23 protein-coding genes and 2 pseudogenes are annotated in these 20,224 nt (G+C 68.4%); 14 read left to right on the forward strand and 11 right to left on the reverse strand.

Translation table 11 applies throughout. From position 1 onward, the window contains the following. Positions 1-58: 58 nt before the first annotated feature. A complete protein-coding gene (locus E0H73_RS07215; RefSeq protein ID WP_131352711.1) occupies positions 59-889 on the reverse strand; it encodes an SAM-dependent methyltransferase in 831 nt (276 codons plus the stop codon). A gap of 165 nt (positions 890-1,054) precedes the next feature. Here E0H73_RS07215 and E0H73_RS07220 point away from each other — a divergent pair, with 165 nt between their 5' ends. Beyond that, positions 1,055-1,930: a helix-turn-helix domain-containing protein gene (locus E0H73_RS07220; protein ID WP_238163871.1), complete on the forward strand. Its 876-nt coding sequence runs from the start codon at positions 1,055-1,057 to the stop codon at positions 1,928-1,930. On the opposite strand, the gene E0H73_RS07225 is transcribed toward E0H73_RS07220, so the two are convergent. After that, the gene (locus tag E0H73_RS07225; RefSeq protein WP_131352712.1) at positions 1,927-2,418 is read right to left on the reverse strand and encodes a winged helix-turn-helix transcriptional regulator; all 492 of its coding nucleotides are present in this window, start codon (positions 2,416-2,418) and stop codon (positions 1,927-1,929) included. The two genes, E0H73_RS07220 and E0H73_RS07225, sit on opposite strands and share 4 nt — an antisense overlap. A gap of 128 nt (positions 2,419-2,546) precedes the next feature. On the opposite strand from E0H73_RS07225, the pseudogene E0H73_RS47910 reads away from it, so the two are divergent. Then, a pseudogene (locus E0H73_RS47910) lies at positions 2,547-2,873 on the forward strand (GNAT family N-acetyltransferase); the annotation flags it as partial. Between the two features lie 78 nt (positions 2,874-2,951). Here the strand turns inward: E0H73_RS47910 and E0H73_RS07235 are convergent. The 4 genes from E0H73_RS07235 to E0H73_RS07250 are packed head-to-tail and all read right to left on the reverse strand — an operon-like array spanning position 2,952 to position 5,494. Beyond that, positions 2,952-4,082: an epoxide hydrolase family protein gene (locus tag E0H73_RS07235; protein WP_131352713.1), complete on the reverse strand. Its 1,131-nt coding sequence runs from the start codon at positions 4,080-4,082 to the stop codon at positions 2,952-2,954. A gap of 3 nt (positions 4,083-4,085) precedes the next feature. Next, the gene (locus tag E0H73_RS07240) at positions 4,086-4,433 is read right to left on the reverse strand and encodes a VOC family protein (RefSeq protein WP_131352714.1); all 348 of its coding nucleotides are present in this window, start codon (positions 4,431-4,433) and stop codon (positions 4,086-4,088) included. A gap of 53 nt (positions 4,434-4,486) precedes the next feature. Next, positions 4,487-4,681 (reverse strand): ferredoxin, encoded by a 195-nt coding sequence (locus E0H73_RS07245; RefSeq protein WP_131352715.1) that lies wholly within the window; start codon positions 4,679-4,681, stop codon positions 4,487-4,489. 24 nt (positions 4,682-4,705) lie between these two features. Continuing rightward, positions 4,706-5,494 (reverse strand): cytochrome P450, encoded by a 789-nt coding sequence (locus E0H73_RS07250; protein ID WP_131352716.1) that lies wholly within the window; start codon positions 5,492-5,494, stop codon positions 4,706-4,708. A 20-nt stretch (positions 5,495-5,514) separates the two neighbouring features. On the opposite strand from E0H73_RS07250, the pseudogene E0H73_RS07255 reads away from it, so the two are divergent. After that, positions 5,515-6,738 (forward strand): annotated as a pseudogene (locus tag E0H73_RS07255) (MFS transporter); the annotation flags it as partial. Here E0H73_RS07255 and E0H73_RS07260 read toward each other — a convergent pair. Next, the gene (locus E0H73_RS07260; RefSeq protein WP_131352718.1) at positions 6,713-7,291 is read right to left on the reverse strand and encodes a dienelactone hydrolase family protein; all 579 of its coding nucleotides are present in this window, start codon (positions 7,289-7,291) and stop codon (positions 6,713-6,715) included. The pseudogene E0H73_RS07255 and the gene E0H73_RS07260 sit on opposite strands and share 26 nt — an antisense overlap. A 58-nt stretch (positions 7,292-7,349) precedes the next feature. Between E0H73_RS07260 and E0H73_RS07265 the strand changes: the two genes are divergently transcribed. Together E0H73_RS07265 and E0H73_RS07270 are read left to right on the forward strand one after the other, a co-directional pair. Further along, entirely contained in the window at positions 7,350-7,928 is a 579-nt protein-coding gene (locus E0H73_RS07265; RefSeq protein WP_131352719.1) for an ArsR/SmtB family transcription factor, read from the forward strand. A gap of 1 nt (position 7,929) precedes the next feature. Further along, positions 7,930-9,183, forward strand: a complete 1,254-nt coding sequence (locus tag E0H73_RS07270) for an acyl-CoA thioesterase/bile acid-CoA:amino acid N-acyltransferase family protein (protein WP_165555524.1) — start codon at positions 7,930-7,932, stop codon at positions 9,181-9,183. On the opposite strand, the gene E0H73_RS07275 is transcribed toward E0H73_RS07270, so the two are convergent. Continuing rightward, positions 9,169-10,005 (reverse strand): helix-turn-helix transcriptional regulator, encoded by an 837-nt coding sequence (locus E0H73_RS07275; protein ID WP_131352721.1) that lies wholly within the window; start codon positions 10,003-10,005, stop codon positions 9,169-9,171. The two genes, E0H73_RS07270 and E0H73_RS07275, sit on opposite strands and share 15 nt — an antisense overlap. A gap of 71 nt (positions 10,006-10,076) precedes the next feature. On the opposite strand from E0H73_RS07275, the gene E0H73_RS07280 reads away from it, so the two are divergent. From E0H73_RS07280 to E0H73_RS07290, 3 genes are read left to right on the forward strand one after another with little or no spacing between them, the layout of a single operon-like run. Next, entirely contained in the window at positions 10,077-10,898 is an 822-nt protein-coding gene (locus E0H73_RS07280) for a phytanoyl-CoA dioxygenase family protein (RefSeq protein ID WP_131352722.1), read from the forward strand. Between the two features lie 10 nt (positions 10,899-10,908). After that, the gene (locus E0H73_RS07285) at positions 10,909-11,388 is read left to right on the forward strand and encodes a pyridoxamine 5'-phosphate oxidase family protein (protein WP_202867238.1); all 480 of its coding nucleotides are present in this window, start codon (positions 10,909-10,911) and stop codon (positions 11,386-11,388) included. Then, positions 11,385-12,065 (forward strand): DsbA family oxidoreductase, encoded by a 681-nt coding sequence (locus E0H73_RS07290; RefSeq protein ID WP_131352723.1) that lies wholly within the window; start codon positions 11,385-11,387, stop codon positions 12,063-12,065. Before E0H73_RS07285 ends, E0H73_RS07290 begins: the two co-directional genes overlap by 4 nt. Here E0H73_RS07290 and E0H73_RS07295 read toward each other — a convergent pair. Then, on the reverse strand, positions 12,034-12,927 hold the full coding sequence (locus E0H73_RS07295) for a LysR family transcriptional regulator (protein WP_165555525.1): 894 nt from the start codon (positions 12,925-12,927) through the stop codon (positions 12,034-12,036). The two genes, E0H73_RS07290 and E0H73_RS07295, sit on opposite strands and share 32 nt — an antisense overlap. Before the next feature lie 120 nt (positions 12,928-13,047). Between E0H73_RS07295 and E0H73_RS07300 the strand changes: the two genes are divergently transcribed. Together E0H73_RS07300 and E0H73_RS07305 are read left to right on the forward strand one after the other, a co-directional pair. Continuing rightward, positions 13,048-14,271, forward strand: coding sequence for an MFS transporter (locus E0H73_RS07300; RefSeq protein ID WP_202867239.1), 1,224 nt, complete (start codon positions 13,048-13,050; stop codon positions 14,269-14,271). Between the two features lie 42 nt (positions 14,272-14,313). Next, the gene (locus tag E0H73_RS07305) at positions 14,314-14,691 is read left to right on the forward strand and encodes a MerR family transcriptional regulator (RefSeq protein WP_202867240.1); all 378 of its coding nucleotides are present in this window, start codon (positions 14,314-14,316) and stop codon (positions 14,689-14,691) included. Here E0H73_RS07305 and E0H73_RS07310 read toward each other — a convergent pair. Beyond that, the gene (locus E0H73_RS07310; protein WP_131352725.1) at positions 14,679-15,650 is read right to left on the reverse strand and encodes an aldo/keto reductase; all 972 of its coding nucleotides are present in this window, start codon (positions 15,648-15,650) and stop codon (positions 14,679-14,681) included. The two genes, E0H73_RS07305 and E0H73_RS07310, sit on opposite strands and share 13 nt — an antisense overlap. 190 nt (positions 15,651-15,840) lie before the next feature. Between E0H73_RS07310 and E0H73_RS07315 the strand changes: the two genes are divergently transcribed. The 4 genes from E0H73_RS07315 (at position 15,841) to E0H73_RS07330 (ending at position 18,331) form a co-directional block, all read left to right on the forward strand. Beyond that, the gene (locus E0H73_RS07315; RefSeq protein WP_131352726.1) at positions 15,841-16,290 is read left to right on the forward strand and encodes a peptidoglycan-binding domain-containing protein; all 450 of its coding nucleotides are present in this window, start codon (positions 15,841-15,843) and stop codon (positions 16,288-16,290) included. Positions 16,291-16,382: 92 nt separating this feature from the next. Next, positions 16,383-17,267 carry an oxidoreductase gene (locus tag E0H73_RS07320; protein WP_131352727.1) on the forward strand — a complete coding sequence of 295 codons (885 nt, stop codon included), beginning with the start codon at positions 16,383-16,385 and terminating at the stop codon, positions 17,265-17,267. Beyond that, entirely contained in the window at positions 17,264-17,887 is a 624-nt protein-coding gene (locus E0H73_RS07325; protein WP_131352728.1) for a TetR/AcrR family transcriptional regulator, read from the forward strand. Before E0H73_RS07320 ends, E0H73_RS07325 begins: the two co-directional genes overlap by 4 nt. A gap of 30 nt (positions 17,888-17,917) precedes the next feature. Beyond that, positions 17,918-18,331: a VOC family protein gene (locus E0H73_RS07330; protein ID WP_131352729.1), complete on the forward strand. Its 414-nt coding sequence runs from the start codon at positions 17,918-17,920 to the stop codon at positions 18,329-18,331. On the opposite strand, the gene E0H73_RS07335 is transcribed toward E0H73_RS07330, so the two are convergent. Then, on the reverse strand, positions 18,328-20,190 hold the full coding sequence (locus E0H73_RS07335) for an AfsR/SARP family transcriptional regulator (protein WP_131352730.1): 1,863 nt from the start codon (positions 20,188-20,190) through the stop codon (positions 18,328-18,330). The two genes, E0H73_RS07330 and E0H73_RS07335, sit on opposite strands and share 4 nt — an antisense overlap. Between the last annotated feature and the right edge of the window lie 34 nt (positions 20,191-20,224).

The raw sequence follows: 20,224 nt of genomic DNA on the forward strand, positions 1-20,224 counted from the left end.
CGAGCAACAAAACGCCCGGAACCACAGTGGTTCCGGGCGTTTCGGCGTACTGCGGGTGTCAGAGCTTGCGGCCGACGGCGCCGGCGATGCACTCCTCGACCTGGTTGAGCGGCTTGATGCGCGGTCCGTCCGGCCACCAGTCGTCGCACAGGACCAGGCCCGGCGGGACGAGTTCCTGGCCGGGGAACAGGTCGAGAAGTTGCTCGCGGGTGCGGAACACGCCGCTGCCCATCGGGCTGTGGACGAACCGCTCCTCCATCTTCCGCGCGACCTCGGAGTGCTCCGGCGTCTGCGGGTCGTAGAAGTGCGCGATCACCGTGTACGACCCCGGCACGACCGCGTCGACGTACTTCTGCATGATCTGCGGGCCGTCGTCGCCGATGTAGTGGTGCAGCGTGCCGTTCTGGATCAGGGCGATCGGCTTGCTGAAGTCGAGGAACTCCCGCACCTCGTCGCGGCCGAGGACCTCGTCGGGGTCGAAGATGTCGGCGCTGACGAACAGCGTGTTCTCGTTCTCCTCCAGCAGCGCGCGGCCGTGCGCGAGCACCACCGGGTCGTTGTCGATGTAGAGAACCTTCGACTCCGGCCGCAGCCGCTGCACCACCTGGTGCGTGTTCTCCGCGGTCGGCAGGCCGGAACCGCAGTCGAGGTACTGCGTGATGTCGGTCTGACCGGCCAGGAAGCGGCACGCCCGGATCAGGAAGTTCCGGTTCGACCAGGCCAGGTCGTTGACCTGGGGTGCGACGGTGGCGACCTGCCGGAGCACTTCGCGGTCGATCTCGAAGTTGTCCTTGCCGTTCAGCGCGGCGTCGTACACCCGGGCGATGCTGGCCCTCGTGGTGTCCACCCCCACCGGAATCGAACTGGGCGCCTTGGTGGCATCGGGCATCGGCAGGACCTCGCAAAATGATCGGGATGTCTGTGGGACGACTCTACTGACAGTAGGGGGCGGTGGACACATGGTGTAAGCGCGTCGCGGTGCACGCGTTCACGTTCCGTTGTGAAATGATCTACTTGCTGTCTGCACCGGGTAGCTTGCTGTGGGAGGCGAGGCGTGACGGAACCGGGCGCGTACGGCGGTCCTACCGCCCTGCGCATCATGCTCGGCGTGCACCTGCGCCGGCTGCGCGAGGAGGCCGGGATCAGCCGGACCGACGCCGGCTGGGCGATCCGCGGCTCGGAATCGAAGATCAGCCGGCTCGAACTCGGCCGGGTCGGCTTCAAGGTGCGCGACGTCGACGACCTGCTCACCCTCTACAAACTCGAGGACGAGGTCGAACGCGAACGCCTGCTGACCCTCGCCCGGGACGCGAACAACCCGGGCTGGTGGCAACGGTACGACGACCTCACGCCGACCTGGTTCCACTCGTACCTCGGCCTGGAGATGGCGGCCGACCTGATCCGTACGTTCGAGTTGCAGTTCGTGCCCGGCCTGCTGCAGACGCCCGACTACGCGCGCGCCGTGCTCAGCCTCGGCCGGCTGGACGAGCCACTGCAGAAGGCTGAGGAGGACCGGCTGGTGGCGCTGCGGACGACCCGCCAGCAGGTGCTCACCCGCCAGCGCCCGGCACGGTTGTGGGCGGTCATCGACGAGGCGGTACTGCGACGGCCGATCGGTGGCACGAAGGTCCTCAAGGAGCAACTGGAGTACTTGATCGTGGCGTCGAAGCGGCACAACGTCACGCTGCAGATCATCCCGTTCGACAAGGGCGGCTACACCGCGACGGGTGGAGCCTTCACGCTGCTCCGTTTCACCGACACGGACCTGCCGGACATCGTCTACATCGAGCATCTGACCAGTGCGGTCTACCTCGACAAACGCGAGGAACTCGACGCGTACGTCGTCACCATGGACGCGCTGTCCATCGCGGCCGCCCAACCCCGGCACACCGAGAGCCTGATCCGGGCCGCAATCGACGAGCTCTGCTAGCCGGCCAGGGCTCGGGGTTTGGCTGTTGGGCCGGGGCGGAGGGCGACTTCGCGCGGTGTGGGTTCGTGGCCGGCTTCGCAGCGGAGGACGACCGTGACGCGTTCCTCGCAGTCGCCGCGATGGCGAGACTCGAGCGGCGGACCGCCGTCCAGCGGCAGGTACTGATCGCCCCACTGGATCATCGCGACCAGCACGGGATACAGGTCCAGGCCCGCCTGGGTGAGGCGGTACTCGTAGCGTTCCCGCTGACCGGGCAGACGGTAGGGGTGCCGGCGGATCAGCCCGCGCTCGATCAGCGCCGCGAGCCGATCGGTCAGGACCTGGCGGGGTACGCCGGCCCGCGTGCGGATGTCCTCGAAGCGCCGTACGCCGACGAAGAGTTCACGCAGCACGTGGAACGTCCATTTGTCGCCCAGGATCTCCATCGTCCGGGAGATCGTGCAGTTCTCGGTCGACCAGCGCATCGCCTCGGGCACCTGCTCGTTCATGAGATCCAGGATAAGTCCGCTTGACAGACTCAGCCAACCCGGGCAACCCTGAATCCGTGAACCAGACTCAGATGGGTACGCCGCTCATCCGCCGCGCCGGAGAACCCGACGCGGACGAGCTGGCGCGAATGCTGACCGGGCTGACCGACCTCAGCCTCTACTTCCGGTTCCAGACCGCGATCGGCCGGCCACCCCGGCCCGCGCTCCTGCTCCGGCTGCTCTGTCCCACCGGCGCGTCCTGGGTCTCGACCCGGGGTGACACGATCGTCGGCCACTCGATGTGGGCGTGGGCGCACGGCTACGAAGCGACCGCCGAACTCGCGGTGATCATCAGCGAGGACGAGCAAGGCCGCGGGCTCGGCGTCCGGATGCTGGCGACGGCCGCGGCCGGAGCGATCGCGGCGGGTGCCACCCGGTTCCTGTTCGTGGTCAGTCCCGCGAACGACCGGAGCCTCCGGATGATCCGCCGCCGGTGGCCGGAGGCAACGGTCGAACGCGACGGCACGTTGCTGAACTTCGTCGTTCCGGCCCGCCTAACGGACCAGCCGGAAGAAGGCGCGCAGGTCGTCGACGAGCAGGTCCGGCGCCTCGAGTGCGGCGAAGTGCCCGCCGCGGCCGAACTCCGACCAATGGATGATGCGGTGCCGGCGGTCTAGCACCCGCCGGATCGCCGGGTCGGTCGGGAACACCGCCACACCGGTCGGCACTCCGGACGGTTCGAGCGCTTCGTCGGCCGCGACCCGATTCTCGTAGTACAGGTTGGCCGATGAGGCACTCGTGTTGGTGAACCAGTAGATCGATGCGTCCGTCAGCAGATGGTCGAGGTCGACCGCGTCCTCGGGCAGCGCACGCGCCGGATCCGTCCATTCCCAGAACTTCTCCAGGATCCAGGCCAGTTGCCCGACCGGCGAGTCGCTCAACCCGAACGACACCGTCTGCGGTCGCGTGCCCTGCAGGTCGGCGTACCCGGTCCCGACCTCGCGTAGTCGTTCGGCTGCTGCGAGCCGCTCCCGCTCGACGTCGGTCAGGTGCTCGAGGTCACCTGGCAGGATCGCTGGAAACGCCAGCCCGCCGTTGATGTGTACGCCGACGACGTGGGACGGATCGACGGACCCGAGCAGCGGGGACACGACGGATCCCGTATCGCCGCCCTGGGCTCCGTACCGCTGGTAGCCCAACTCCTGCATCAAGATCGCCCACGCTTGCGCGATCCGGCGGTGGTTCCAGCCGGGGCTCTCGAGCGGGACCGAGAAGCCGTGTCCGGGCACGGACGGCGCTACGACATGGAAGGCATCGCGCGGATCCCCGCCGTACGACGCGGGGTCGGTGAGCGGGCCGAGAATCGGGAGGAACTCCGCGACCGACCCCGGCCAGCCGTGCGTGAGAATCAAGGGCAACGCATCCGGCTCTGGCGACCGAACATGCAGGAAGTGGATCGTCTGCTCGTCGATCCGCGTCGTGTACTGCGGATACGCGTTGAGCCGCGCCTCCCACGCCCGCCAGTCGTACACCTGCCACCGCGTCACGATGTCCCGCAGGTACTCGACCGGTACGCCGCGATCCCACCCACTGCCTGGCAGTTGCCGCGGCCACCGGATCTGCCGCAAGCGCGTGGCGAGATCCTCCAGGGCGGCGTCCGGAACGTCGATCCTGAAATCGATCACGTCTCAGAGATCGTGCGCGCGCTCATGCAACGGTTCGTACAGCCCGAGCTCGCTTCCACCGGGCAGCCGGATCGACGTCAGCACGCCCCACGGCTGCCGCTCCGGCTCCTTCACGAACTCCACCCCGCTCGCCGTCAGCTCGGCGATCGTCGCGTCGAGGTCGTCGCACATCAGGAACAGCTCGTGCGAGTCCACCTCGGCCGGATGCACGGCAACCTCGGCCGGCGGCAACTTGAAGATCAGCCACCCGCGTCCGGCATCCACGTGGGGACAGCGGAGCACGTCCCGGAAGAAGTCCCGATCGGCCTCAGCGTCGCGGCTGTAGATGATCACATGCGCACCGTTGATCATCTTCCGCACTGTAGTCGGCCCGCGCGGTTTGCGCGCGGGCCGACCAGTTCAGTTCAGTCCTCGACGAGGATGGCGAGGGCCGGGCAGACCGCGGCGGCCTGGTGGACGTCGGCGGCGAGGTCCTCGGGCGGGGTGTCGGTGAGCAGGACGACGATGCCGTCCTCGTCGCGCTGGTCGAAGACGTCGGCGGCGGCCGTGACGCACTGGCCGGAGGCGACGCACCTGTCCTGGTCGACGATGATCTTCATGAGGTGACCTTCCGGGAGTAGGGGCTACCAGGTGACGGGCAGCGAGTGGACGCCGTACACGGCTCCGTCGTGCTTGAACGGGATCTCGTCCAGCTCGGCCGCGCGCCGCAGGGTCGGGATGCGGCGGTAGAGGGTGCTGTAGACGACCTGTAGCTCCATCCGCGCGAGTGGTTGCCCAAGGCACTGATGTACGCCGAAGCCGAACGCGACATGCCGCCGGGCGTCGCGATGCAGGTCGAGCACGTCCGGATCCGGGAACACGCCCGGGTCGCGGTTGCCGATGTCGTTCGGGAAGATCACGCCGTCACCGGCCTTCAGCACCTGCCCGTCGAGCTCGATGTCCTCGAGCACGGCCCGGCGCCGGCCGTTGTGGGTGATGTTCAGGTATCGCAGCAGCTCCTCGACCGCCCCCGCGACCACCTTTGGGTCCTCGGTCTCCCGCAGTACGGCGAGCTGCTCGGGGTGCTCCAGCAGCGCGAGGGTGCCGAGGGCAATCATGTTCGCGGTGGTCTCGTGCCCGGCGAGCAACAGCAGTACGCCGATGCCGGCCGCATCCTGCCGGGTCAGCTCACCGGTCCTGATCCGCTCCGTCAGCCCGGACAGCAGGTCGTCGCCGGGGTTGTCCAGCTTCTCCCCGACCAGGTTGTCCAGGTAGGCGGCCAGGTTGCCGTGCGCCGTGGCGCGCTGCTCCTGCGTCGCGGCCATCTTGATCAGTTGCTTGCTGTTCTGCTGGAAGAAGTCGTGGTCGGCGTACGGCACACCGAGCAACTGGCAGATCACCAGCGACGGCACCGGCAGCGCGAACGCTTCCATCAGGTCGACCGGCTTCGGCCCGGCCGATCATGGGCCGGCTCGGCGACATGTACGGCAAGCGCCGGATGCTGCTGATCAGCGTCGCGATGCTGGTCACGGGCTCCGTCGTCGCGGCGCTGAGCAGTTCGCTCACGCCGATGATCGTCGGCCGCGCGATGCAGGGCCTGGCCTCGGGAGTCATCCCGCTCGGCATCAGCATCATGCGCGACGAACTCCCCAGCGAGAAGCTCGGTACGGCGACCGCCCAGATGAGCGCGTCCCTCGGCGTCGGCGGTGCCCTCGGACTGCCCGCGGCCGCACTGCTGGCCGAGAACACCAACTGGCACAACCTGTTCTGGGTGTCGGCCGGCCTCGGGCTCATCGTGTTCGGGCTGGTCCTGCGGTTCGTGCCGGAGTCGTCGGTGCGGTCCGGCGGGCGGTTCGACGTACTCGGTGGTGTCGGTCTGTCGGCCGGACTGATCTCGTTGCTGCTGGCAATCTCTCAGGGAGCCGGCTGGGGCTGGACCGGTGGGCGGACGCTCGGCCTGTTCGCGTTCGCGATCGCCGTGCTGCTGGTGTGGGGCTGGTGGGAACGCCGTACCACCGAGCCGCTGGCCGATCTGCGGACCACGGCCCGGCCGCAGGTGCTGCTGACCAACCTCGCGTCGATGGTCTTCGGGTTCGCGATGTTCGCGATGTCGCTGGTCCTGCCGCAGCTGTTGCAGATGCCAAAGGCAACCGGTTTCGGACTGGGGCAGTCGATGCTCGCGTCCGGCCTGGTGATGGGCCCGTCCGGTCTGGTCATGCTGCTCACCGCGCCGCTGTCGGCCCGGATCTCGAACACCCGCGGGCCGAAGGTCACGCTGATGCTCGGCGCCGTCGTCGTCGCGGCCGGCTACGGCTTCGGCAGCGTGCTGATGGGTTCGGTGTGGGAGCTCGTCCTGGTGTCACTGCTGATCGGCGCGGGCATCGGTCTCGCGTACGGCGCCATGCCCGCACTGATCATGGCCGCCGTCCCGGTGTCGGAGACGGCGGCCGCGAACAGCTTCAACACACTGATGCGCTCGATCGGTACGTCGGTGTCGAGCGCGGTCGCGGGCGTCATCCTGGCCCAGCTCACCATCAACCTCGGCGGCTACACGCTGCCGTCCCAGACCGGCTTCCGCGTGGTCCTGATCATCGGCGCCGGCGCGGCCCTGTCCGCGCTGGCCATCGCCTCGTTCATCCCGGCCCGCGGTGTCAGCGGATCGGTTCGAGGAAGGTGAGCACCCGGCTCATCATCAGCTTCGCCGCCGACTCGTCGTACCCGGGCAGCGAGGAGTCGGCGAACAGGTGCACCTTGCCGGGGTAGAGGAACAGCTCCGCCTGATCGGTGGCGGCGACCAGGGCGCGGGCGGCGTCCAGGTCGCCGCCCTCCTCGCTGAAGAACGGGTCCTCGTCCATGCCGTGGATCTGGACCGGAACGCCGTCCGGCCAGGTCCCGAACTCGGACACCGGCAGGCAGGCGTCGAAGAACAGCGCGCCCTTCGCCCCGGGCCGCGTCTGTGTCAACTGCTGCGCCGCCATCACTCCGAGCGAGAAGCCCGCGTAGACGAGGCCTTCGCCGAGTCCCTGGGCGGCTTGCACCCCGCGCTCGTTGACCACGCCGAAGCCGGTCTCCCGCGCGTACCCGATGCCTTCGTCGAGGGTGGCGAACGTCCGCCCCTCGTACAGATCCGGCAGGTGGACGGTGTGACCCGCCTGCCGTAGCTCGTCGGCGAAGGTCTTCACCCCGTCGGTGAGTCCCTGCGCGTGGTGGTACAGCACGACCTCGGCCATGATCCGCTCCAATGATCCAGATATTTCGAACAATCCGTGATGCTAGTCTAATCCGACCATGTCGATCAACAGCCCGGTGCCGGATTACGAGCTCGAGGACACCATCGAGCTGACAACGGCCGAGCAGGTCCGGGCGATCAGCGACCCGTTGCGGACGACGATCCTCGGCCTGTTGCACGAGCGCGCCGCGACCGTGACCGAGCTGGCCACGGCGGTCAAACGCCCGAAGAGCACCGTGGCTCATCACGTGAAGGTGCTCGCGGACGCGGGGATCCTCAAGGTCGTCCGGACCCGACGGGTCCGGGCCATCGAGGAGCGCTTCTACGGCCGGGCCGCGCGGATGTTCTACGTCGGCCTCGGCCGGCGGGTGGACGGGGTCGAGTTGCCGCCGGACTTCAACGACTTCGAGGTCGCCGCCGAGGAGTCCAGGACGGCGTACGACGCCGGACAGCTGCGGTCGTTCATCCGCCATGCCCGGATCCCGGAGGAGCGCGCGGCGGAGTTCTGGCGTGGGGTCGACCGGCTCATCCACAGCTTCGACGAACTGCCGCGCTCCGGCGACACCACCTATGGCTTCACCGTCGGTCTCTACCCCATCATCGATTACCCAACGCTGCCCCCACCGCCCGAGGACTGACATGCTCCGTCGCGTGATGCTCCTGGTCACGACCGCCTGCCTGCTGGCCGGTGGTTGCAGCTCGGGCGGGACAGACCACGCGACGATCCAGGTCGACCACACCACGGCGCCGGCGGATCAGGCCGTCCACCTGACCGTCGGCGGACTCGAGTCGCACGCCAAGGTCAGCGTGAGCGCGCAGGCGAACGACCGCGCCGGCAAGACCTGGCGGGCCGAGGCGACGTTCACGGCCGACGACCACGGTGCGATCGATCTCGACAGCAGCAGCCCGGCCGGCGGTAGCTACCAGGGCGTCGATGGCATGGGCCTGTTCTGGTCGATGAACCCACCGGACGGCGACCCGGACCAGCAGGCGTACGCTCCGCCGGTCCAGGGCGACCGGCTGATCGAGCAGGTCGAGATCCAGGTCCACCGCGACGACAAGACGCTGGCGAGGACGACGCTGACCAGACAGTGGGCGACCTCGGGGGTCACGTCCAGAAAGCTGACCCCGGCCACGGACAAGGTCAGCGGGGTCTACCGCGCTCCGCCACCCGATCACACCAAGCATCCCGCCGTACTGCTGTTCGGCGGCTCCGAAGGCGGCAACGCCGTAGAGTCCATCGCGGAACTGCTGGCGTCGCACGGGTATCCCGCGCTCTCCGTGGCGTACTTCCACGCGCCGGGGTTACCGCAGGAGCTTCGCGACATCCCGGTGGAGTACTTCGCGACCGCAGCCCGCTGGCTGGCCCGGCAGCCAGGAGTGGATCCGGCTCACGTGATCGCGTTGAGCGCGTCACGTGGCACCGAGGCCGCCCTGCTGCTGAGCGATCACTTCCCCGACCTGGTGCACGGCGCTGTCCTCTATGCACCGACCGATGTGGTGGTCGGGTCGTTCCCGGCGGTCGGCGGCGCGGCCTGGACCTTGGTCGGCGAGCAACTGCCACCCGACTCCTCGATCCCGGTCGACCAGGTCAGCGGTCCGGTCCTCGCGATCGCCGGATCCGACGACGCACTCTGGGCGTCGATGGGGGCGGCGCCGCGGATCGCCTTCGCGCTCGATGACGCGCACAACCGCTACCCGCATCGCGCCTTGGTCTTCCCGCAGGCCGGTCATGGGATCGCCGGGCCGCCGTACCTTCCGCACGGGACGAAGGAGGTGCACCCGGTGAGCCACGAGGCCATCACGCTCGGCGGCACTCGCGCGGGGAACGAGGCCGCGCTCCGGCAGGGGTGGGCGGCGGTCCTCGCGCTGCTCGCGTCACTCACGCATTGAGGCTCGGTGCGCGGTGGGGGTGGTGCCGGTGTGGTGGCGGAAGACCCGGGCGAAGTGCTGGCTGGAGCTGAAGCCGAGGGTGAGGGCCAGCGCGGTGATGGTCAGGTCGCTGGATTCGAGGAGTTGCCGGGCGCGGTCGATGCGGCGCTCGTTGAGGTAGCGGTGCGGCGGCTGGCCGAGGTGGTCGGCGAACAGTTCGGCCAGGTACGACGGCGCGAGGCCGACCCGGTCGGCGAGTCGGCGGAGCGTCCAGTGTTCGTGGAACTCCTGCTCCAGTAGGCGTTTGACGGTCCGCACTGCCGGATGCATCGCCAGTTGTGGCGCGGCGGTCGGCGCCATCGCGCGTGCGACCGACAGCACCAGGTGGTCGACCGCTAGCGCCAGCCCGGTGTCGTTGTACTCGTAGCGGGTGGTGAGTTCCCGGACGAGTTGCGCGAAGGCGTGCGCGACCTCTCCCGCTTCTCGGTGCACGACGGTTGCGGGCCAATCCAGGGTCAGCGCGGGCTGGCGTCGTACGACGGGATCGAGGTCGATGGCGGCGAAATAGAAGTGGTGATTGCCCGAACGACCGGCCAGGTGATGTACGAGACCCGGAGGTACGGCGAACAGGTGGCCGGGCTGGAGGAGATAGCTCTCGTCGCCAGCCGCCCAGCGCGTCACGCCGTGCAACTGCAGGTAGATCTCCCACACCGGATGCTGGTGCGGCTCGATCAGGAACTGCTCCGGGACCCACTGCTCACCAGCGTGCACGAGACCGCTGACAGGGTCGTGTACGTCGGCATGGAAGCCCGCGCGCAGCCCGTGAGGCTGAGTCAGAGACACCTGAAGATTGTGTCCAGTTGCCTGAACAACGGCAACGCGGCGAACAGCCCCGATTTCCTACGGTTGCCGGCATGACAGAACTTCCCGGGCCTGACGACCTCGCCTTCTACCGTGAGCACGGTTACTGGATCTCGCCGGTGATCGTGCCGTCCGACGTACTCGACGCGGCCGAGCGCGGCATGGAGCGCTTCTACGCCGGCGACCACGACCACGCCCTCCCGAACCTGCCGTCGACGTGGGGCTGGCAGCCGTCGGACGGCGACGTACTGCGGAAGAACGACTATTCCTCGCTCCGGGTCGACGAACTCGCGGCACTGGTCCGCCACCCGGCGATCGGTGCGACGGCCGCCGCGCTGTCCGGTGCGGATGGGATCCGGCTGTGGCACGACCAGCTGCTCCGGAAGCCGGTGGGCGGCTCGGCTCGAGTCGGGTGGCACACGGATCGGCAGTACTGGCAGTCGTGCACGTCGGACGACATGCTCACCGCGTGGGTCGGGTTCCACGACGTCGACGAGGTCAACGGCGCGGTGTCGTTCCTGCCGGGCAGCCACCGCTGGGACATCACCGGTCTCGACTTCTTCTCCCAGGACGCCGACGCCCTCGAGGCCTCGATCGTCGCGCAGGGCTTCGACCCGACTCCCGTCGTACCCCGGATGCGCCGCGGCCAGGTCAGGTTCCACCACTGCCGCACCGTCCACGGCAGCTCCGCCAACCGCGGTACGGCGCCCCGCCGCGCGTTGGCCATCCACCTCCAACCCACCACCAACCGCTGGCGCCCCGGCTCGAGTCACCCGAACGACACCCTGGTCCGGAACGACCCCACCCCCGACTACACCGACCCCACCATCCAGCCCCTGCTCTGGCCGCTTGAGAACCGGACCATGGTCCGTTAATGTCGCAGGCATGGATGTTCGTGCGGGACTCGAGCTGATCAAGGAGCTCGGCAGTCAGGACTACTGGCTGGCCGTGCTTGTCGTCCGTCGGCGGTCCGGGGAGCCGGCTGTCTCGGTGGTGAATGCCGGCGTACTGCCGCATCCGCTCACCGGTGAGCCGGTCGTCGCCCTGGTCGCGCGGGGCGGGACGGCCAAACTCACCTATCTGCGCCGGGATCCGAACGCGACGCTCGTGTTCCGGGCGGGCTGGCAGTGGATCGCGGTCAGCGGGCCGGTCGAGCTCGCCGGGCCCGACGATGCGCTGCCTGGTCTCGACGCGGAGCAGCTGCGGTTGCTGTTGCGCGATATCTACCACGCGGCGGGTGGCCAGCATCCGGACCTGGACGAGTACGACCGCGAGATGGTCGCGGACCGACGTACGGCGGTCCTGCTCAAGCCGGAGCGCTTCACCAACAACCCATCGGGTGCCGACCACGTGGAGGACGAATGATCGCGCCGGGGACCATCCAGATCTGGTCGGATCTCCTGTGTCCGTTCGCGTTTGTGGCCATCCATCGGCTCCGGGCGGCGCGGGAGCGGCTCGGTCTCGAGGACCAGGTGGCCATCGATCACCACACGTTCGCGCTCGAGTTGTTCAACGGACCGCACTCCCGGCCGGGCACCGACAGCGAGGCCGTCGGGCTCGGACAGGTGGCGCCGGAGCTCGGGTTCCGGCTGTGGACGCAGCCTGACTGGACCTATCCGTCGACCGTGATGCTCGCGGCCGAAGCGGTGCACGCGGCGAAGGAGCAGGGTCTGCGCGAGTCGGAGGATCTCGACTACGCACTGCGCTGCGCCTTCTGGCAGGAGTCGCTGTCGATCGGGCACCGCCAGGTGATCCTCGACGTCGCCAAAGGGGCCGGTTCGGTCGACGTCACCGCACTCGCCGAGGCCCTCGACGACGGCCGCGCCCGAGCCACCGTCATGGCCGACCACGCTGTCGCCATCACCGACGCCATCAAGGGCAGTCCCCACCTGTTCCTCCCGGACGGCACGAACATCCACAACCCCGGCATCACCGTCCACTGGGAAGGCCCGTACGCCTCCGGCTACCCCATCGCCCACAACGCCAACCCCACCTGGCCGGACCAACTCCTCACCCAGGCCGCCGCGTCTCGGGGTGAGTGACGTACTCGCGGAAGCGGCGGGCGGCTGGAGAGGCGGCGGGGCCGGTGGGGAGGATGAGGTCTACTCGGCGGACGAGGTCGGGGCCGGCCAGCGGGACCAGGCGTACGGCGGAGGTGTCGAGGGCCAGGCCTTCTGGGATGAGGGCGATACCGACGCCGGCCGAGACCAAGTCGAGCAGCATGGTCCACTCGTTCACCTCGCACACGACATCCCGCTCGATGCCTGCTTCATCGAAGGCGGTGTCGAGCAGTTGGCGAATCGCCCACTGGGGAGGCGTTTCGACGAAGCGCTCCGTGGCGAGGTCGGTGAGCTTGACGGCGTCCGCCGAGCTGAGCGGATGAGTCGGCGTACAGGCGAGCACCAGGGGCTCCGCAACGAGCGGGACGACCTCGAGGCCGGCGACCCGATCCGACACGAGTGACACCAGCGCACAGTCAAGGTGGCCGTCGGCAACCATCTCCACCATCGCCAGCGCAGGCAGTTGCTGCACGCGGATCCGCACCGCCGGGTGATCAACGGCGAACGTGGCCAGCCAGGACGAGACCGGCAGCGTATGCCCGGCCGTCTGCAGTGCGCCGATCCGCAGTTCCCCGGCCAGCACGCCTTGCGTGTCCTGCACCGCTTGCCGCGCGTTGACCGCCGCCTCCAACGCCAGCCGCGCCGCTGGCAGCATCGCGAGTCCCTCGGCTGTCAGCCGAACCGGTCGAGTACCCCGAACGAAGAGCGGCGCACCGACTTCCTTCTCCAGCGCGCGGATCGACGTGGACAGGCCGGACTGCACGATGTGCTCGCGCTCCGCCGCCCGGGTGAAACTTCGCTCCTCCGCGAGCGCGACGAAGTGCCGCAGATGCCGAAACTCCATGCTCCCGACTGTATCTCTGCGAGAGATGGAATCCATCTGGAACTGTCCTACCAGAGCTGGTATGCCCGGGCAGCACGGCCCTGTTCGGTCTCAGTAGACCGATGTCCCTGCAGAGAGGCCATGTCCGCGATGACTACCGCCGCACCAACGATCGCCCGTACGACGAGAGCCCGGCACCGGACCGGATTCTGGTTCGTCGCCACCGCGTTCCTGACCCTGATGGCGTTCGGGACCGTACCGACGCCGCTCTGGCCGATCTATCAGGACCGTGATCACTTCGGCGCGACCACGGTGACCGTCGCGTTCGCCGTGATGGTGGTCGGCGCCGCGGCCGGCTTCCACCTACTCGGTCACCTCTCCGACCGCCTCGGCCGTCGGCGCATCATCGTCCCCGCGCTACTCACCGGCATTCTGTCGGCCGCCGTACTCGCGATCTGGCCAGGGCTGCCGGCCCTACTGGTCGGACGCGTCCTCACGGGTGTCGCGGTCGGGCTGATGGCTTCCACGGCGACTGTTTATCTGACCGACCTCCATCACGCCGTTCACCCCGACGAGCCGCGGTCGTCCATGCCTGCGTTGGTGGCGACGGCGTCGAACCTTGGCGGTCTCGCACTCGGTCCCTTGGTGGCTGGTGCGCTTGCGCAATGGGCACCGGCTCCGCTGCGAACGTCGTACGCGGTCTTCGGTGCGCTGATGATTGTGCTGCTCCTGCTGGTCCTGTCGACGCCGGAGACGGTGGACATCGAGGCTAGAGGCAACGATCGGCCGGCCCGGTTCGCGCTGCGACCCGGAGCGGGTGCGGCCTTCGGATCCGCGGCTGCCGTGGGGTTCTTCGCCTTCGCGGTGATGGGGTTGTTCTCGTCGCTCGGCGCGATCATCGTCCGCGGTCAGCTCGGCATCACGTCGTACTTCGTCGCGGGGCTGGCGCCGTTCACGGCGTTCGCGGCCTCGGCGCTTGCGCAACTTGCCCTGCTCCGCGCGAGCCAGGCCGTCGCACTCGTGACGGGCACGATCACCTTCCCGATCGGGCTCGCTCTCACCGCCGTCTCGCTCTACCACCCGATGCTGTGGCTGGCGCTCGTCGCAGCGGCCTTGAGCGGCAGCGGGGCCGGCCTGCTGTTCAAGAGCGCGGTCGCCGAAACCGTCGGTGCGGCGGCCCCGGCGTCACGCGCCGGCGTACTGGCAACGTTCTTCGTCATCGCGTACCTCGGCATGGGCCTCCCGTCGATCGCGTTCAGCATCGTGATCCGCCAGGTCGCCCTCCAGCCCGCGATGATCGGCTTTGCCGCCGTCCTGTCCCTCGGGGCGATCGCCGCCGTCGTCACCGCGCGCCGGCACAAATGATCGCTTGACCTGGAGCGCACTCCAGATCGGATGATGGAGCGCATGACGTCATACGCACCGGCCGAGGCGTCCGAGCGCACCGGCCTCAGCCTGGACACCTTGCGCTACTACGAACGCCTCGGCCTCTTCGGCCCGGTACGGCGTACGACCGGAGGCAAACGGATCTACAGCGACCACGACGTGGCCTGGCTGCGGCTGCTGATCTGCCTGCGCCAGGCCGGCCTGGGGATCACCGACCTCCAGCGGTTCATGGGCAGCCTGCGGAACCGCACGAACGGCAACGCCGGCGTGGTCGAACTTCTCGAGAGCCACCGCGACCGGCTGCGCGACGAGATCGCGAAGATGAACCTAGCGCTGGGCGTTCTGGACGACAAGCTCGACCACTACCGTGGAGCCGGTGACTCCGCTCAGAGGAAGTAGGGGTAGGGCAGGTCCGGCCGGCTGGCGGTGTCGAGCCGTTCCAGCTGTTCCGGGGTCAGTGACCATCCGACCGCGCCGAGGAGATCGTCGAGGTACCTCGGCAGCCGCGGGCCGATGATGGGCGCGGTGACGCCGGGACGCTGCATCAGCCAGCGGACGGCCACCTGCGGCATCGTCTTTCCGGCGTCCTTCGCGACGGCATCCAGCTCGTCGATCACACCCCAGGTGTGGTCGTTGGCGTACCGGTCCCAGGCATGCGTTCCAGGTCCTGCGGCCTTGCTGTTCGGGGGCGGCGCGGTCATGCCACGGCGGAAGGCGCCCGACAACCAGCCGGAACGCAGCGGGGACCAGGTGATCACACCAAGTCCTTCGTTCTGGCAGACCGGAAGCAGCTCCCACTCAGGACTCCGGTCGAGCAGCGTGTAGAGCGGCTGCAGACTGGCGAAGGACGCCCAGCCGTTCTGCCGGCACAGCTCGATCGCCTTCTGCAGGTGCCAGGCGTGGAAGTTGCTGGCGCCGATGTAGCGGACCTTGCCGGACCGCACCAGGGTGTCGAGGGTCGACAACGTCTCGGTGAGCGGCGTGCTGTCGTCCCATCGATGCAGCTGATAGAGGTCGATGTAGTCCGTGCCGAGACGGCGCAGGCTCGCGTCGACGGCATCGAGGATGTGCTTGCGGGACAGGCCGCGGTCGTTCGGCTGTGAGCCCATCGGGCCCCAGACCTTGGTCGCGATGACGAGGTCCTCCCGCCGCTGCGTCTTCAGCCAGCCGCCGAGCACCTCCTCCGATCTGCCGGCGCCGTACACATCAGCGGTGTCGATGAACGTTCCGCCCGCATCCGTGAACTTGTTCAGGATCTCGATGCTGTCCTGCTCGTCCGTCTGCCCGCCGAACATCATCGCGCCAAGACACAGCTCACTGACCTTCAGCCCGGTTGCTCCAAGATTTCTGTAGTCCATGTGTTGACGCTATGACCTGGAGTGCACACCAGCTCAAGCCCTTTTCCGCAGCCCCTCAGATCCACCGATCGGGGGATGGGGGATCAGCCGGGGGGTCGGCCGGTCGGTGGATCGTGGGGGCGGCCGGACGGGCGCACTGTTGCTTTATCGGGACGGAACAGCCGGACCAACAGGAGAAAGAAGAACCGAAATGCCCAGCACGACCGCAGCCGGCAGGCCGAAGGCCTGGATCATCGCTACCGTCGCCGCCAGCTGCGTCGCGGTGGCGGGGATCGCCACCGCCGCCGTCATCGGCTTCCAGGGCCCCGCGCAGGCAAGCGCCGCGACCCCGCCGGCAAGCTCCAGCTCGTCCGGCCAGTACCAGCCGGGCAGCGGCGGCCACGGCCTGACGCCGGCGAACACCCCGGCGACTCCCGTTGTGGTCCCATCGGTCGCCGTGAAGTTGCTGCAGCAGCAGCTCGCGCAGCTCAACTACTACAACGGATCCATCACGGGGTACGAGAACGCTCAGACCATCAACGCGATCACGTATCTGCAGCGCGACGCGCACCTTCCGCAGACCGGCCAGCTGAACAACGCGACCCGCGCCGCGCTGAACTCGATGCTGGTCCACGGCAACAACCAGATGGCCGGCAACTGACCACATACAGACTTGCGGCCCGCACCGAGTGGGCCGCAAGTCTGTGCCTGAAGAAACTTAAAGACATTCAGATTCTGAGCTATGCTCAGATCATGGCTCGATGGACGGCGGCCGACGTACCCGATCAGTCCGGGCGGATTGCCGTGGTGACTGGAGCGAACGCAGGACTCGGGTTGGAGACGGCGCGAGTGCTGGCGGCGCGTGGTGCCACGGTTGTGCTCGCGTGCCGCGACACCGCGAAGGCGGAGGCAATCCCTGGGGCGTGTGTGGTGGAGCTCGACCTGGCTTCGCTGGCGTCGATTCGCGCGGCTGCCGAGACCATCCGTTCGACCTGTCCGCGGCTGGATCTGCTGATCAACAACGCCGGCGTGATGAACGTGCCGTTCCAGCACACCGAGGACGGCTTCGAGCTCACGTTCGGCACCAATCATCTCGGACACTTCGCGTTCACCGGGCTGCTGCTCGAGCAGCTGTTGCGGACCGCCGGATCGCGGGTCGTCACCGTCACCAGCAACGCGCACCGCCGTGGACGTCTCGACGTGGATCAGGAGTACGACGCTGGTGCGGCGTACGACCGCTCGAAGCTGGCGAACCTCTTGTTCGCGTACGAACTGCAGCACCGGCTGGAGGCCGTCGGAGGCACGACCGCCTCGTTGGCGGCACATCCCGGCAACGCCCGCACCGACCTGTGGCGGACGAGCTCGAGACTCGAACGTGTGCTGATAGGGCGGGCCCTGCGACCGGTCAATTTCTGGCTCGCCCAAGACGCTCGCCGAGGTGCATTGCCGCAGCTCCGCGCGGCCACGGACAAGTCCGCGCGAGGAGGCGAGTGCTACGGGCCGGACGGCTGGTTCCAGTACGCCGGGTCGCCGGTCAAGGTCCGCACGAGCCCTTCGTCGTACGACCGCGAGGCAGCGAAGCGGCTGTGGACACTGTCTGAGCAGCTCACCGAGGTCAGCTATCCGGTGACCGCATGAGTCGGCGGTCGTACCACCACGGGAGTCTCAGGGCGGCACTGATCGACGACGCGATCGAGCTCATCACCGAGCGCGGCGTCGGCGCGTTCTCCCTCGCGGAGTCCAGTCGCCGGCTCGGGGTCGCCGTCAGCGCGCCGTACGCGCACTTCTCCGGCCGCGCCGACCTGCTCGCGGCGGTGTGCGTCCACGCCCTCGAACTCTTCCGCGCCGAACTGGAGCCGAAACTCACACGGTCGGCCACACCGGCCGACCGACTCGCGGCAATCGCGCGGGCCTACGTCCGCTTCGCCTCTTCTCACCAGGCGTTGTTCCAGCTGTTGTTCTCGGCGGAGTTCGGTTCGAGCCTGGACAAGGCCGGTCATCCCGAGATCGCGGCTGCCGAACGGCCGATCGACGAAGTGTTCCTGGACTCGGTGAAGGCGTTCACCCCTGACAAGCGCGCAGCGGAAGCCTTGGCCGCCGCTGTCGAGGCGACGGCCCACGGACACGCGACGCTGCTCCTCGACGGCCGCTTCGGCACCGGATCCCGCGCCACCACCCGGGCCGCCACCTCCGCCGCCCGCGCCACCCTCGCGCTCCTCGACGGCCGCGACCAGCTCCGCCCACGGAAGTCGACGTAGTATCCAGCAGCAGTGAACCGAGGAGAGCACATGACCGATCGACCGAGCACCGACGAGGACCGCAGTACGTCGTCCTTACCCGTGCCGGTGATCGACGCAGTGGCCTTCGACGCATCAGACCCGGACGCACTCAGCCGCTTCTGGCACTCCCTGCTCGGCGGCGAACTACGCCAGGCCGACGACGGCGTCATCGAGCTCCACGGCGCCGCCGTCCGCCTCGACTTCGTCCATGTGCCGGAGGACAAGCAGGCAAAGAACCGCCAGCACCTGGACCTCTACGTCCCACCCGCCACTCGCAACCAGTCCATCGACCGCGCCCTGCAACTGGGCGCCTCCCGAGCCGACGACATCTACGACGGCGGCCTCTGGCAATGCCTCCGAGACCCCGAAGGCAACGAATTCTGCCTCGTCTGGGGCGCAGGAACCCCCTCAACCACCGACTAGAGATCCTCGGTCACGTCGTCGGTTGGTCCAGCGGGAGCTGGGAGCTCGAGGGCGTAGCTGCGTAGCAGGTCGGGCAGCTCGAAGTGGTTGGGGCCGTGGGTGACGAGGAGGTGTTCGTCGACGAGGCGGCGTAGTTTGCGGGCTGCGTCGGGCTCGTCGGTTCCCACTAGTGCAGCGGCGGTACGGACGGTGATGTCGGATCCGGTGTGTTGGCCGAGCATCCGGAACAGCTGAGCGGTGCCGGTGTCGAGCCCGCGATATGACCAGGAGAAGACGGCTCGGAGACTGGTCGTGGGGTCATCTGGTGAGTCGAAGGCATCGAGTCGGGGTCGACTGGCATTGAGCCGGTCGATCACCTCGGCGGTCGTCGCCCACGGCTGCCTTGCCAACTGCTCACCCGCGATCGCGAGCGCCAACGGCAGGTGCCCACACAGCCGCGCAAGCTCAGCCAGTTCAGCTGCGCGCCGATGGTGCGACGTCTCGTCGAGGGCGGCGGTCAGTACGTCGACCGCCTCCTGCGACGGCATCATGCCCAGCTCGATGGTTCGGTGACAGCCAAGGCGATTCAGGTCACGGAGGCGGTTGCGGCTGGTGATCAGGACCGGAGCGCGGACACCCACGAGGCCCGGGAGCAATTGGCGAATCTGGTCGACGTCGCGGACGTTGTCCAGGACCACCAGGGTCCGCTTCCCGGACAGCCGGCCGCGCAGTGCGCGGGTGCGCGCCGTACCCGAGCGAGGTATCTGGTCCGCGGTGAACCCAAGGCTGCGCAGAAGTGCCTCCAGCGCCGCCATCGGCTCCAGGGGATCGGTCCTGCCGAACCCGCGGAGGTTCAGATACAGCTGGCCGTCACCGAACTCATGACGGACCCGATGTGCCCATCGCAGGGCCAGAGCCGTCTTACCAACGCCACCACCGCCGACGATGGTTGCGCACAGGACCTGACCGGCGTCGTCGGCGACAGGCAGCAGTGCGTCGAGGGTGGCAAGGTCGGCACTGCGGCCGATGAACCGGCGAACGGTCTGCGGAAGCTGCTGTGGTACGAACTCCGGAGGCTGGCGCTCGGCGTCGGCCTGCAACAGGCCGCGGTAGATCCCTTGCAACTGCGATCCCGGCTCGATTCCCAGCTCGGTCGCCAGCAGACCTCGAACCTCGGCATAGGCGGCCAACGCCTCCGTCGGCCGTCCGGCGGAGTTGAGTGCCTTGAGCAACTGCTCCCAGCCGGCCTCGTGCAGCGGATATCTCCCGGTGAGAACCCGAAGCTCTGCGATCGACTCGGCGTGGCGACCAGCCGCCAGGTCCAGCTCGATGCGACGGCCGATCGCGGCCAGGTACCGCTCGGTCAGGCGCGGGGCCACGTGATCGAGAAGCCAACCGCAATCAATGCCATCGAAGGGATCTCCTCGCCACAAGTCCAGCGCCGCCGCCAGCAGGTCCCGCTCCCCCATCGGATCGTCCGCTCGGGCCGCTTCCGACAGCAGGCTGTCGAAGTGGGCGATGTCGAGGTCTTCGACATCGCAGCGCAGTCGATACCCGCCTGGCCCTCTCTCGATGGCATCGAACTCGAGGTCCTGCCGAAGCCGCACGACCAGTGTCTGGACTTTCTTCCGGGTGCCCGCTGCTGGCAGATCCGGCCAGATCCGCCCGCCGAGTGTCTCCGCCAGCAGCGGCGCAGGTGCCGCCACGGCCAGGAGAGCAAGCAGGACCCGTCGACGGCTGCCGACGACCGCGATCGGCCGGCTGCCGACCCGGACCTCCATCGGACCCAGTAGCCGAACACTCACCTTGTGCACGTTCAGGGACACTCCACGCCGATCGGCCGCCGACGGCTTCTCCACCCGCGGCACAACACTGGCCATCCAACCGCGCAACGCCTGCAATTCGCTGTCACAA

This window comes from Kribbella pittospori (genome assembly GCF_004331465.1).
In the GTDB taxonomy this organism is placed as follows: domain Bacteria; phylum Actinomycetota; class Actinomycetes; order Propionibacteriales; family Kribbellaceae; genus Kribbella; species Kribbella pittospori.

What these genes read in the sequence shown, in the direction of transcription:
- E0H73_RS07215 (WP_131352711.1), bottom strand. Translation starts at nt 889, where the DNA reads ATGCCCGATGCCACCAAGGCGCCCAGTTCGATTCCGGTGGGGGTGGAC.
- E0H73_RS07225 (WP_131352712.1), bottom strand. Translation starts at nt 2,418, where the DNA reads ATGAACGAGCAGGTGCCCGAGGCGATGCGCTGGTCGACCGAGAACTGC.
- E0H73_RS07240 (WP_131352714.1), bottom strand. Translation starts at nt 4,433, where the DNA reads ATGATCAACGGTGCGCATGTGATCATCTACAGCCGCGACGCTGAGGCC.
- E0H73_RS07245 (WP_131352715.1), bottom strand. Translation starts at nt 4,681, where the DNA reads ATGAAGATCATCGTCGACCAGGACAGGTGCGTCGCCTCCGGCCAGTGC.
- E0H73_RS07250 (WP_131352716.1), bottom strand. Translation starts at nt 5,494, where the DNA reads ATGGAAGCGTTCGCGCTGCCGGTGCCGTCGCTGGTGATCTGCCAGTTG.
- E0H73_RS07260 (WP_131352718.1), bottom strand. Translation starts at nt 7,291, where the DNA reads ATGGCCGAGGTCGTGCTGTACCACCACGCGCAGGGACTCACCGACGGG.
- E0H73_RS07265 (WP_131352719.1), top strand. Translation starts at nt 7,350, where the DNA reads ATGTCGATCAACAGCCCGGTGCCGGATTACGAGCTCGAGGACACCATC.
- E0H73_RS07270 (WP_165555524.1), top strand. Translation starts at nt 7,930, where the DNA reads ATGCTCCGTCGCGTGATGCTCCTGGTCACGACCGCCTGCCTGCTGGCC.
- E0H73_RS07280 (WP_131352722.1), top strand. Translation starts at nt 10,077, where the DNA reads ATGACAGAACTTCCCGGGCCTGACGACCTCGCCTTCTACCGTGAGCAC.
- E0H73_RS07285 (WP_202867238.1), top strand. Translation starts at nt 10,909, where the DNA reads ATGGATGTTCGTGCGGGACTCGAGCTGATCAAGGAGCTCGGCAGTCAG.
- E0H73_RS07290 (WP_131352723.1), top strand. Translation starts at nt 11,385, where the DNA reads ATGATCGCGCCGGGGACCATCCAGATCTGGTCGGATCTCCTGTGTCCG.
- E0H73_RS07295 (WP_165555525.1), bottom strand. Translation starts at nt 12,927, where the DNA reads ATGGAGTTTCGGCATCTGCGGCACTTCGTCGCGCTCGCGGAGGAGCGA.
- E0H73_RS07300 (WP_202867239.1), top strand. Translation starts at nt 13,048, where the DNA reads ATGTCCGCGATGACTACCGCCGCACCAACGATCGCCCGTACGACGAGA.
- E0H73_RS07305 (WP_202867240.1), top strand. Translation starts at nt 14,314, where the DNA reads ATGACGTCATACGCACCGGCCGAGGCGTCCGAGCGCACCGGCCTCAGC.
- E0H73_RS07310 (WP_131352725.1), bottom strand. Translation starts at nt 15,650, where the DNA reads ATGGACTACAGAAATCTTGGAGCAACCGGGCTGAAGGTCAGTGAGCTG.
- E0H73_RS07315 (WP_131352726.1), top strand. Translation starts at nt 15,841, where the DNA reads ATGCCCAGCACGACCGCAGCCGGCAGGCCGAAGGCCTGGATCATCGCT.
- E0H73_RS07320 (WP_131352727.1), top strand. Translation starts at nt 16,383, where the DNA reads ATGGCTCGATGGACGGCGGCCGACGTACCCGATCAGTCCGGGCGGATT.
- E0H73_RS07325 (WP_131352728.1), top strand. Translation starts at nt 17,264, where the DNA reads ATGAGTCGGCGGTCGTACCACCACGGGAGTCTCAGGGCGGCACTGATC.
- E0H73_RS07330 (WP_131352729.1), top strand. Translation starts at nt 17,918, where the DNA reads ATGACCGATCGACCGAGCACCGACGAGGACCGCAGTACGTCGTCCTTA.
- E0H73_RS07335 (WP_131352730.1), bottom strand. Translation starts at nt 20,190, where the DNA reads ATGGCCAGTGTTGTGCCGCGGGTGGAGAAGCCGTCGGCGGCCGATCGG.